General features: G+C 65.3%; 10 protein-coding genes. 3 read left to right on the forward strand and 7 right to left on the reverse strand.

The features are described 5' to 3' along the window. Window positions 1-5: 5 nt before the first annotated feature. The 6 genes from QMX85_RS05245 to QMX85_RS05270 form a co-directional block, all read right to left on the reverse strand. Window positions 6-1,067 carry an imelysin family protein gene (locus QMX85_RS05245; protein WP_282339127.1) on the reverse strand — a complete coding sequence of 354 codons (1,062 nt, stop codon included), beginning with the start codon at window positions 1,065-1,067 and terminating at the stop codon, window positions 6-8. A 12-nt stretch (window positions 1,068-1,079) separates the two neighbouring features. After that, window positions 1,080-2,492, reverse strand: coding sequence for a di-heme oxidoredictase family protein (locus QMX85_RS05250; protein WP_282339128.1), 1,413 nt, complete (start codon window positions 2,490-2,492; stop codon window positions 1,080-1,082). Between the two features lie 154 nt (window positions 2,493-2,646). Next, complete coding sequence (locus tag QMX85_RS05255) at window positions 2,647-4,005, reverse strand: imelysin family protein (protein WP_282339129.1); 1,359 nt, start codon at window positions 4,003-4,005, stop codon at window positions 2,647-2,649. Between the two features lie 360 nt (window positions 4,006-4,365). Then, window positions 4,366-6,429 (reverse strand): GGDEF domain-containing phosphodiesterase, encoded by a 2,064-nt coding sequence (locus QMX85_RS05260; RefSeq protein ID WP_282339130.1) that lies wholly within the window; start codon window positions 6,427-6,429, stop codon window positions 4,366-4,368. 282 nt (window positions 6,430-6,711) lie between these two features. Further along, window positions 6,712-7,293 carry a Fe-Mn family superoxide dismutase gene (locus tag QMX85_RS05265; RefSeq protein ID WP_090227537.1) on the reverse strand — a complete coding sequence of 194 codons (582 nt, stop codon included), beginning with the start codon at window positions 7,291-7,293 and terminating at the stop codon, window positions 6,712-6,714. 249 nt (window positions 7,294-7,542) lie between these two features. After that, window positions 7,543-8,151, reverse strand: coding sequence for a LysE/ArgO family amino acid transporter (locus tag QMX85_RS05270; protein WP_282339131.1), 609 nt, complete (start codon window positions 8,149-8,151; stop codon window positions 7,543-7,545). Between the two features lie 97 nt (window positions 8,152-8,248). Here QMX85_RS05270 and QMX85_RS05275 point away from each other — a divergent pair, with 97 nt between their 5' ends. After that, window positions 8,249-9,145 carry a LysR family transcriptional regulator ArgP gene (locus QMX85_RS05275; protein ID WP_282339132.1) on the forward strand — a complete coding sequence of 299 codons (897 nt, stop codon included), beginning with the start codon at window positions 8,249-8,251 and terminating at the stop codon, window positions 9,143-9,145. Window positions 9,146-9,224: 79 nt separating this feature from the next. Continuing rightward, window positions 9,225-10,214 (forward strand): NAD-dependent epimerase/dehydratase family protein, encoded by a 990-nt coding sequence (locus QMX85_RS05280; protein ID WP_282339133.1) that lies wholly within the window; start codon window positions 9,225-9,227, stop codon window positions 10,212-10,214. Window positions 10,215-10,216: 2 nt separating this feature from the next. On the opposite strand, the gene QMX85_RS05285 is transcribed toward QMX85_RS05280, so the two are convergent. Then, the gene (locus tag QMX85_RS05285) at window positions 10,217-10,480 is read right to left on the reverse strand and encodes a hypothetical protein (RefSeq protein WP_090227526.1); all 264 of its coding nucleotides are present in this window, start codon (window positions 10,478-10,480) and stop codon (window positions 10,217-10,219) included. A 287-nt stretch (window positions 10,481-10,767) separates the two neighbouring features. Between QMX85_RS05285 and QMX85_RS05290 the strand changes: the two genes are divergently transcribed. Then, window positions 10,768-11,625, forward strand: a complete 858-nt coding sequence (locus QMX85_RS05290; protein WP_282339134.1) for an ATPase — start codon at window positions 10,768-10,770, stop codon at window positions 11,623-11,625. The last annotated feature ends 119 nt before the right edge of the window (window positions 11,626-11,744 follow it).

Raw genomic sequence — 11,744 nt, forward strand, 5'->3', positions numbered from 1 at the left:
CCGAATCAGTCCCCGTCGTTGGCGTTGAAGCCGAGCTGCACGCCCAGCACGCGGGCGAGTTCCAGCTCGTGCAGCCGATGGACCACGTTCAGGCTGTCGTAGAAGGCGTTCAGCTGGGCGCGGCCCTGGTCGGTCTTCAGCAAGTCGTCCAGCGGCGGCTGCAGCGCGGCCATCTGCCGGCGGCTGTCGGCATAGGCGGCGTCGATTTTGTCGATGAGGTCCTTGTGCTCGCTGCCGATCAGGGCCTTCAGACCTTTGCCGTCGACGCCCGACCAGACGTGTTCGGCGCTTTCCAGGCTCGCCGCCAGGTTCGACAGGGAAGCATGACTGCGCCAGGCCTCGGCCTGGAACGGCTGGGGAATGCCCTTGGTCTGCCGGCCGAGCGGGGCGCCGAGTTTCTTCTTCAGCGAATCCAGGGCGGTGACCTGGACGCGCAGCAGGTCGGAAATGGCTTCCTTGGACTCGGCATAGCGCGCGTTGGGGAATTTGCTCATCTGCGCGAGCATGCCGTCGTTCTTCTGCCAGCCGGCGAGGATCTGTTCGGAGAGCGCCTGCTGGTGCGCGCCGATGGCTTCCAGCAGCGGGCAGTAGCGGGCCTTCTGCTCAGCGTCGGCGAGGTCCAGGCCGCTGTCGAAGAGCACGTACTCGTAGGCGCTGAGGCCCTGCACGACGATGCTGGACTTGGCCAGGCTTTCACCGGTCAGCGGCGTGTCGGACTTGACCAATTGCTCGACCTGGCGGGCGACCAGGTTCTTCTTGTCCGGCCAGAACTGCACCTGCCAGGCCTGGTTGCCTTCGGCCAGCGGGCCGATCAGCAGCGGTTGCAGTTCGGCCCAGGCCTTCTGCGCCCGGAGGAAGGCCTCACGGGCCTGTGCCAGGTCCTGCTTGCCTTCACAGAAGGCCAACGCGCTGGCGGCCAGTTGCTTGTCGGCCTCGGCCCAGCGGCTGTAGGTCGGCAGGATGACCTGCTGGGCGATGGCGGCACTGGTGGCGGCCTGCTGGTCCTGCGGAGAGCAGGCGCCCAGCGCGATGGCGAGGCCTGTCAGGAGAAGTCGGGGGCGAAACATCTGCGCTCCTTTTCAGAGGGAATTCAGGAAAGCCAGCAACGCGGTGCGTTGCTCGGCATCGAAAGCGAGTACCTGCTGCTTGGCCGGTTCGGCTTCGCCGCCGTGCCAGAGAATGGCTTCGAGAAGGTTACGCGCGCGGCCGTCGTGAAGGAACTGGGTATGTCCGGTCACCGCCTCGCTGAGGCCGATTCCCCACAGCGGAGCGGTACGCCATTCGCTGCCGCTGGCCTGGAACTCGCCGCGGTGATCGGCGAGGCCTTCGCCCATGTCGTGCAACAGCAGGTCGCTGTAGGGGCGGATCACCTGGTTCGCCAGCTCGGGTTCGGCGGCATCGGCGCGGGTCTTGAACTGCGGCGTGTGGCATTGCTGGCAGCCGGCCTGGAAGAACGCCGATTTTCCGGCCAGGACCCGTGCGGCGTCGACATCGCGGCGCGCCGGAACGGCCAGGTTGCGCGAGTAGAAGACGACCTTGGACAGGATGTTGTCGCTGACTTCTGGGACACCGCCATTCACGGCATTCAGGCAGTCGATCTGGCTCGGCGTGCAGTCGTCGTGCGGCAGCAGCGACGTGGTCAGGCCCATGTCGCCGGAGAAGGCGTGCGCGCTTTGCTGCTCGATGGTCGGCTGGCCGGCTTTCCAGCCGAAGCGGCCGAGCACGGTTTCACCCTTGCGCATGTCCCAGACGCGGTTGGGGCGCCCGGATATGCCGTTGCCGTCGCGATCCTCCGGATCGGCGTTGGCGAGGATGTCCGCTTCGGGAATCGCCTCGAGCAGGCCGAGGCCGATCATCGGCGGCGCGACGCGGGCCGAGGTCATGGTCTGCGGATGCATGGGGCCGTAGTTGAGGTCGCTCAGGCGCAGGGTTGGCTTGCGCAGTTCGACCACGCTGCCGTCGGCGAAGGTCACCGGCAGCGGGCTGTAGTCGACGCGGATCTTGCCTTCGGGAGCGACTCCGGGAATCGCCATGTCCTGGAACTGCCCGCCATAGGTCGGCTCGGGGACCATGCCCAGGTGTTCGAGGACCTTGGCGTCGGCCGGGCTGGCGGGAATCGACAGGCGTACCAGCATGGAGACCGCTTGCACCGCGTTCTCGCCGGGCGGCTGGCCGCGGCCGTCGCGGACATGGCAGTTCTGGCAGGCATTGGTATTGAACAGTGGCCCGAGACCGTCACGCGCGGTGGTGGCAGTGGGGGCCGTGACCCAGGGGTTGCGGAAGAAGCTGTTGCCGACGCTGAAGTCGAGGCTGCGGGTGTTGGACAGGTTGCCCGAGGGCATCGCGAAGGCGTTGCGGTCGGTCTGGAATACGGTGGTGGCGCCGCCGGAGAGGGCTTCGCCGGGCTCGGCCTGGGTGAAGCGGGGTTTGTCGTCGCAAGCGCTGATGAGCAGTGCCAGAAACAGCGGTGACAGGCGGAGCAGGGGGAGCATCGAGAATGTCCTGAACGAGGCGGCGAGCAAGCTTAGCAGGGCACTTGGTCGTGAATAAGAGAGATTTTCGTTTGCACGCGGGACGAAGTGTCGCGCCGGAAAAGACGGATGCGCCCGAAAGCGCATCCGTTGTGTTGCCTGGCGATGCGCTCGATCAGAACTCGTGATCGGCGTTATCCGGCTTCAGGTCGCTGATGCCCAGCTTGGCGGCGGCCTGCTCGATGGCACCGGTCTGCTTGACCAGTGCGGCGATGGCGTCGCGAACGATCTGCTGGCCCTTGGCATTGTCGGCGGCGATCAGTTGGTCGAAATGGACGTTGTCCTTCTCGGCGCTGTCGACCATCGCCTGCAGCTTGGCTTCGGTGTCCTGCAGGTCGGCCTTGACAGTATTGTCCGTCTCCGCGTCGGCCTTGGCGACCAGGGAAGACAGGCTGGCGCCGGTCAGGGTGGTGCCGTCGACTCGCTTGTACTCGCCGAGGTAAACGTTGCGGATGCCCTTGCCGTTGTAGAAGTGCGAGTTGTGCGTGTTGTCGCTGAAGCAGTCGTGCTCGTCTTCGGTGGAGTTGGCTTCCAGCGCGACCTTCATGCGCTCGCCGGCCAGTTCGCCGAGGGACAGGCTGCCCATGCCGAAGAGCATCTTGCGCAGGCCGTTCTCGACCGGTTCGGCTTCCAGGGTGGCGCGGTAGTTGTCGGCGACGCCCGCTTTCCACTGGCCGGACATCTCTTCCAGGTCGCTGACCAGCAGGTCGGTCGCGGCTTTCAGGTAGGCACGACGACGGTCGTTGTGGCCGCCTGTGGCGCCTTCGCCGGTCAGGTAATCGCTGGCCGGACGCTCGCCGGCGCCCGGGCCGGTACCGTTCAGGTCCTGGCCCCAGAGGAGGAACTCGATGGCGTGGTAGCCGGTGGCGACGTTGGCTTCGGAACCGCCCAGCTCGTTCAGGCTGGCGAGCTTCTCATCGGTGATTTCGCTGACGTCGATCTTGTCTTCGCCGACCTGGATCTCGGTGTTGGCGATGATGTTGGCGGTGGCGGCCGGGTTGCCCAGCGCGGACTGGGTGTCCTTGGCGACGTAATCGATCAGGCCTTCGTCCAGCGGCCAGGCGTTCACCTGACCTTCCCAGTCGTCGACGATGGTATTGCCGAAGCGGAAGACTTCGCTCTGCATGTACGGGACGCGAGCGGCCAGCCAGGCCTTCTTGGCGGCGTCCTGGGTCGCGGTGCTCGGGTTGGCGAGGAAGGCGTCGATGGCTTTCTGCAGGTTCTGCGCGGTGCTCAGGGCGTCGTCGAAGACGGCGGAGGCCATGTCCGCATAGTTAACGATCACCTGCTTGGCGGCGGCTTCGTCGACCGTGGCCGCACTGGCTGCAGCCGGTGCACTGCTGGCGGCCGGAGCGGCGGCGGGAGCAGGAGCGCTGGCTTGTTGCGCAGGTGCTTTTTCCTTGTCATCGCCACAGCCGGCGATGGAAATGGCAATGGCCAGGAGGCTGGCGGCAGCCAGGGGCTTACGAATCATGTGCGGGTTCCTTTGCATCTGGGTGATGGAGCGATGTGAAGGGTGGAAAACCGCCACATAATGCGAAAGATTTTCATTGTTGAAAAGTGTTCTGTCGCATTTAACCTGCGCAGCGAAGCCGCAGTTCCGGTTGTTTCGATCCCGTGGAAGGAATGCCGAGACGGGCAAGCGTCCTGCGCCACAGGCGCGAGCGACAGCGGCAAGACTGCGGTTGGGAGGTGCCTGAGCGCGCCTTCAGCGAGGCTTGGCCCCACCTAGCCGGAATGCCTGATCGATCCCGAGTGGCGCGAAGGTCCGCCGCCATTGGCGGGCGCTGGCGGCGGCTGATCTCGTCACTTCGTCCGAAGCGAGCGGTGGCGCTCAGTTGTGGGTGGGCACGGGCGTCTGGTTCAGGCGCTTCGACTGGCGCAGGTACTGGCCCAGTTCGCGGGCGGACAGCGGCTTGCTGTAGAGGTAGCCCTGACCCTCGTGGCAGCCCTGGGCGATGATGTACGCCTCCTGCTCCACGGTCTCCACGCCTTCGGCGATCACCTGCATGCCGAGGCTCTTGCCGAGCTGGATGATGGCGCGAACGATGGTGGCGTCGTCCTCGTCTTCCAGCAGGTCCTGAACGAAGCTCTTGTCGATCTTGATCTTGTCCAGCGGCAGGCTTTTCAGATAGCTCAACGACGAATAGCCGGTACCGAAGTCGTCGATGGCGATCAGCGCGCCGGAACGGCGCAGGCTGAGCAGATGCTGCGCGGCGGTGGTGATGTCTTCCATCAGGCCGGTTTCGGTGACCTCCAGCTCCAGGCTGCGCGGCGGCAGGCGATAGACCTGCATCAGGTTGTTGACCACCCGCGGCAACTCGGCGTGGTGCAACTGCACGGTGGACAGATTGACCGCCATGCGCAGGTCGCTGAAACCCTGGTCATGCCATTCGCGCAGTTGGCGGCAGGCCTGGTCGAGCACCCACTCGCCGATCGGAATGATGGTGCCGTTCTGTTCCGCCAGCGGAATGAACAGGTCCGGCGGGACGAAGCCGTGTTGCGGATGCTGCCAGCGCAGCAGCGCTTCGACCCCGGTGACGCGGTGGTTGCGGTAATCCACCTGGGGTTGATAGACCACGTGCAGCTGTTCCAGCGCCAGCGCGTCGCGCAGGTCCTTCTCGAGCTCGCGGCGTCTGCGCATCTCGCTGTCGACGCTGGCGATGTAGAACTGGTAGCGATTGCGCGAGCGGCTTTTCGCCAGGGTCATCGTCTGTTCGGCTTTCTGCAGCAGCTTCTCGGTGCTGTCGCCGTCTTCCGGGAACAGCGTGATGCCGATGGTGGCACGCAGCAGGACGGACTGTTCGTCGAGCGGGAAGGGAAGTTCGAGGTCGTCGAGAATGCTCTGCGCCAGCTCCGCCGCTTCGTAGGGTTGTTCGATGTCGGCCTGGACCAGGGCGAACTGATCGCCGCCCAGCCGCGCCAGGGTGCCGAGCCGACCGCTGTGGCTGCGCAGACGGTCGGCCAGGGCCAGCAGCAGGTGGTCGCCGGTCTGGTAGCTAAACTGTTCGTTGATTCCCTTGAAGTCGTCCAGGCCGACGCAGAGCACCGCCACCCGGCGTTGCCGGCGTCCGGCGTCCTCGAGGATCTGGTCCAGCTGGCCCTGCAGCTGCTGGCGATTCGGCAGCCCGGTGAGGAAGTCGTACTGGGACATGCGCAACAGGCTGTTTTCCGCCTCATGGCGCAGGTTGGTGTTGCGTTCGATCGAGGAGAGCAGCTCGTTGGCGGTGTGAATCCACAGGCCCAGTTCGTTCTTTTCGTTGCCCTTGAGCATCGGCAGCTTGTGCTGGCTGGGGCGGTCCGGATTGATGTTGGTGAGGTGCTCGATGATTTTCGACAGCGGCTTGGTCAACAGCCAGTGGTAGACCAGGTACAGCGCCAGGCCCATCGCCAGCGCGCGCAGCACGCCGGAGACGAAGATGATCACCGAGTTGGTGACGAAGCTCTCGCCGTAGGGCGCGGTATCGAGGGTAATGCTGAGGTCGCCGTAGTACTCGCTGTAGGGCGCGCGGCCGACCAGGCGGGTGCTGAAGGTCTGTTCCTTGCCGAGGATCGGGTCGGTGAGCATCCGCGTCGGGGTGTCGAGTAGGCCGCGTTCGCGCTCGGCGAGCATCGGCTCGGTGGGGTTGCCGATGGAGGCGACGCGCACGGCTTCGTGCTGGAACAGGCCCTCGATCACCTGCATGCCCATCTCGCGGTCGAGACTGTAGACCGCTTGTGTCGATGGATCACGAAACATCGCCAGGATGCGCTGGGCATCGCTGGTGATGGTCTGTCGGGTCTTGTAGACGTCGAACACGATCTGCGCGCAGCTGAGCACCACGCCTACCACGAGCGCTGCCAGCAGCACCACTCGGAGCAACTTCAATGACAAGCTGTTCTTGAGTTCCAGCTTCAAAAGGGGATTCCTTATGTATGCCAAATCGTCCGACAAAGCGGAGTATTGGCAATCGCGCTGTGGCAGTCAAAGGGCCAGCATCGGCTAACGGGATTTTTTGCGCAGGTGCGCATTTTCGGCGCAGTCGAACCCAGGGCTAAGCCACGATGCGCACTTTGTCGGTGCGCATCCGAGGGACTTGAGGACCATTCGGCGGTTTGGAGAATGCCCGGATCGGCAAAAGCCGCGGAAACGAAAAAAACCCGGCCGAGGCCGGGTTTTCCCATGGAGCGGAACAGCGGATCAGGCGGCGTAGTTTTTCGCCACGAAGTCCCAGTTCACCAGGTTCCAGAACGCCTCGACGAATTTCGGGCGCAGGTTGCGGTAGTCGATGTAGTAGGCGTGTTCCCACACGTCGCAGGTCAGCAGCGGAGTGTCGCCGGAGGTGAGGGGGTTGCCGGCGCCACCGGTGCTGACGATGGCCAGCGAGCCGTCGGCCTTCTTCACCAGCCAGCCCCAGCCGGAGCCGAAGGTGGCGATGGTGGTCTTGGCGAACTCTTCCTTGAACTTGTCGAACGAGCCGAAGGCGGCGTCGATGGCGCTAGCCAGTTCACCGGTCGGCTGGCCGCCGGCGTTCGGAGCCAGGCAGTTCCAGAAGAAGGTGTGGTTCCAGACCTGAGCGGCGTTGTTGAAGATGCCGCCGGACGAGGTCTTGATGATGGTTTCCAGGTCCTTGCCTTCGAACTCGGTGCCAGGAACCAGGTTGTTCAGGTTTACCACGTAGGTGTTGTGGTGTTTGTCGTGATGGTATTCCAGCGTCTCGGCGGACATGTGCGGCTCGAGGGCGGTTTTTTCGTAAGGCAGCGGCGGCAATTCGAAAGCCATTTTTATCTCCTTGATTCATCAGGTCAGGTCGTTTGCGGCAGGCGCCAGGCCGTCACGGTCGGCCAGCAATGCGGCTGGAGCTTGCTACTCCTACTTGCCGCGAAGCCTGGATCATAGCACCGGGCAACCCCCTAAACCACGCAACAAACGTAGGGGGAAACCCACTGCCGGGGCCTCTGGATAGGCACTTCTGACAGGCTGCTCGGGAGGGCGCCCGATTCATCGTGGACCCCGGCTGGCGCCAGGCGTTCATTGCGGAGGATTGAAAATCAGCTGCGCCGCGATGCTGAACATCATCGCCGCCACGGCCAGGTCGAGGACCCGCCAGGTCGCCGGCCGTGCCAGCCAGGGCGCCAGCCAGGCCGCTCCCGCCGCCAGTGCGCAGAACCACAGCAGCGAGGCGCTCGCCGCGCCCATGGCGAAGGCGCCGGGCACCGGCTGCTGCGCGCCGAGCGAGCCGATCAGCAGCACCGTATCCAGGTAGACGTGCGGGTTGAGCAGGGTCACCGCCAGCGTCGCCAGCAGCACTGCCCTGAGCGGCCGGCGGGTACTGGCTGCGCTCTGCACCAATGCCTGAGGACGCACGGCGCGGTGCAGCGCCTGGCTGCCATAGAAGAGCAGGAAGGCCGCACCACCCCAGCGCGCGACGGCGAGCAGCGACTGGCTTTCCACCAGCAGGCGCGCCAGGCCGAACACGCCGGCACAGATCAGCAACGCATCGCAGAGGATGCAGAGCAGGGCGACCGGCCAGTGATGCTCGCGGCGCAGGCCCTGGGCCAGAACGAAGGCATTCTGCGCACCGATGGCGAGGATCAGGCCGGCGCACATCAGCAGCCCGTTCACGTAGCTCTGCCACATGGCATTGTCCTTGGTTGGGGAGGAGGAGGTGGCGAGTCTGTGAGCGATGGATGTATAAGGAAAACGAATTATGCTAATCCATCATTAGGAAAATCGATTGTTCGATTACAAACTTCTGGCTGCGCTCGCCGCGGTGGTGGAACAGAACGGTTTCGAGCGCGCCGCACAATTGCTCGGCCTCTCGCAATCGGCGGTATCGCAACGTATCAAGCTGCTCGAGGCGCGGGTCGGTCAGCCGGTGCTGGTGCGCGCGGTGCCACCTCGCCCTACGGAGGTGGGGCGGCGCCTGCTCAACCATGTGCAGCAGGTGCGCCTGCTCGAGCGCGACGTGCAGGGTCAGGTGCCGGGCCTTGCCGAAGGAGGCGGAGCCGAGCGCCTGCGCATCTCGATCAACGCCGACAGTCTGGCCACCTGGTGGGCCGATGCCGTGGCCTCGTTCTGCGTCGAGCATCGTCTGCTGCTCGAGCATGTGGTGGAGGACCAGGATGTCGGCCTCAAGCGCATGCGCGTGGGCGAGGTGGCGGCCTGCGTGTGCGCCACCGAGCGACCGGTGGCGGGTGCGCGCAGCGTCGCGCTGGGCGCCATGCGCTATCGGGCGGTGGCCAGCCCGGCGTTCATCGCGAGGCATTTCCCCGAGGGCGCCGGCGCCACCGAGCTGGCTCGCGCGCCGGCGATCGTCTTCGGTCCGGACGATTCGCTGCAGCATCGCTACCTGGCGAGGCTCGGCGTGGAAGGCAGCTTCAACTATCACCTGTGCCCGTCGTCCGAAGGGTTCCTGCGCCTCACCTCCAGCGGGCTGGGCTGGGGCATGGTGCCGGAGCTGCAGGTTCGTGAGCTGCTGGATGACGGCCGGGTTTGCGAACTGGTGCCGGGGCGTCCGGTGGACGTGCCGATGTACTGGCACCACTGGCACAACGGCGGGCCGCTGCTCGGCGAGCTGACGCGCCAGCTGTGCCGGGTGGCCGAACGGGTGCTGGTCCCGCGAACCGACTGACGGACTGTCGTCATGCCGGCCTGCCGGCCTTATCCTGCGACGCGGCGCCGGCCTCTATCGGCAGGCTGAGGAGCAATAAATGAAGATTCTGGTGACGGGTGCGAGCGGGTTCATCGGCGGGCGCTTTGCCCGCTTCGCCCTCGAGCAGGGGCTGGCGGTGCGGATCAACGCGCGCCGCGCGGAAGCGGTCGCGCCGCTGATCGCGCGAGGCGCGGAGTTCATTCCGGGTGATCTGGCCGATCCGCAGCTGGCGCGCGCGCTCTGCGCGGATGTGGACGTGGTGGTGCATTGCGCCGGTGCGGTCGGCACCTGGGGGCGCTACGAGGATTTCTATCGGGGCAACGTCACGCTCACCGAGAACGTCGTCGAAGCCTGCCTGAAGCAGCGCGTGCGGCGCCTGGTGCACCTGTCTTCGCCCTCGATCGGCTTCGACGGGCATTCGCATCTCAACCTGAGCGAGGATGAGATTCCGCGGCGCTTCTCCGATCACTACGGCAAGACCAAGTACCTCGCCGAGCAGAAGGTCTTCGGCGCCGAGGAGTTCGGCCTGGAGGTGCTGGCGCTGCGTCCGCGACTGGTTACCGGGGCGGGCGACAACAGCGTGTTTCCCCGACTGATCGAGATGCAGCGTCGGGGGCGGCTGGCGATCATCGGCAATGGCCTCAACCTGGCCGATTTCACCAGCGTGCAGAACCTCAACGAAGCGCTGCTCAGCGCCTTGCTGGCCGCCGGGCCGGCGTTGGGCAAGGTGTACAACATCAGCAACGGTGCGCCGCTGCCGTTATGGGACGTGGTGAATTACGTGTTGCGGCGGCTGGAGTTGCCACCGGTGACGCGGCATGTCGCCTATCCCCTGGCCTACGCCGCCGCCACGCTCAACGAGACGGTCTGCCGGCTGCTGCCGGGGCGGCCGCAACCCGCCTTGGTCCGCCTGGGCGTGGCGGTGATGGCGAAGGATTACACGCTGGACATCGGCCGGGCGCGGCGGTATCTGGACTACCAACCGAAAACCAGCCTGTGGACGGCGCTTGACGAGTTCTGCGAGGAATGGCGCCGGACGCCGGGCTGACTTCAGCCGCGCAGCGGGCCGGCGTAGCGGGTGTATTTTTCGATCAGCTGTTCTTCGGTCAATTCGGGTGCTTTCAGCCGCACGCCGGTCAGGCTGCTGAGCTGTTCGCCCATGGCGCGGGTGTCCTCGTTGGTCGATTCCTGGCAAGCGAGCAGCATCGCCGTGATCGCATCGGTCTGGCTCAGACGAATGTCCACCGCCTGTTCGTCGCGCAGGCGGCGCCGCAGCTTCTGCATGCAGTCCACCATGGTCTTGGTCAGTTCCATTTCGCTTCCCCCGTTGGTTGAAACTCTCGAACTGCTCCCCTCGATCAGCCCGACAGGATTCACTCATGCCCCGAAGCAGCGCCGGCGAAACGCCAAGGCTGCGTCCCCGGTCATTTAGCAAAGGGCGTACCAGATCACCAACCAACGTGTTTCCTGGCGTTGCGGCCATGGCGGCCTAATGCCACTGCACCCCGGCAGAGCATTTTGTCACTCGATGCTCAGCGCTGAAGCAGCGGTCGCGAACCGGTATACTGCGCGCCTCGCAAACCGGCGACAGAAGGCGACCCATGCGCAACGATGCTCTCGACGAACTGGACAACGTGCCCAGCCTGACCACCAGCGCGCGCGACCGCGACGATTTCGCCCGCGATGTCGATCCCGAGCCGGTGCGCTACGGCAACCAGCGCCCGGCCAAGGCGCCTCGCAGCGGCACCGGTCCGCTGTGGGCGCTGGTGCTGGCGCTGGTCATCGCCCTCGGCGGCCTGGGCTGGTGGAGCTACCAGCAGATCTCGCTGATGGAGCAGCAGCTGGTGGCGACCCAAGAGAGCTTCGCGCGGATCAGCGAGGAAGCCGCCGGGCGCATCCAGGACATCACCGGCAAGGTGGTGGCCACCGAGTCCAACGTCACCAGCGGCAGCGAGGCGCTCAAGCTGCAGGTGAAACAGTTGCAGACCAAGCTCGCCGATATCGGCAAACAGCAGCAGACGCTGGTCACCCGGCAGGCCAGCCAGGACCAGCGCGCCGATCAGTTGGGCAAGGATCTGCTGGCATTGCAGAGCGCCGCGGACGGTCGCCTGAAAAGCCTCTCCGGCGACGTCGAAACCCTGAAGGGCAGCCAGGGCGACCTGGGCAAGCTGACCAACCAGGTGAAGAGCCTGTCGACCCAGGTCGACCAGCTCGAGCGGCAGCTCAAGAGCCTTTCCGCCGATGTGCAGACGCTGAAGAAGCAGAACCCGAGCCAGGCCATCAACAGCCTGCAACAGGACCTGCTGGTACTGCGCAGCGAGCTGGACAACCGTCCGGCGCAAGCGCAGGGCGGCCCCGCAACCGCCGAGTTCGACGCCTTCCGCGCGCAGATGACCCGCAACATCAGCACGCTGCAGAGCCAGGTGCAGAACCTGCAGCAGCAACTCAACGCCCGCTGATGAGCGACGGTAGGGTGGGCTTCAGCCCACCGCCGGTGGCTTTTGTGGTGGGGGCGGTGGGCTGAAGCCCCCCCCCCCAAGCTGATGTCTCCCAGCCAGCGCCCCACAAAAAAAGCCCC

It is taken from the genome of Pseudomonas sp. PS02288, from assembly GCF_029959715.1.
Lineage (GTDB): Bacteria > Pseudomonadota > Gammaproteobacteria > Pseudomonadales > Pseudomonadaceae > Pseudomonas_O > Pseudomonas_O kuykendallii.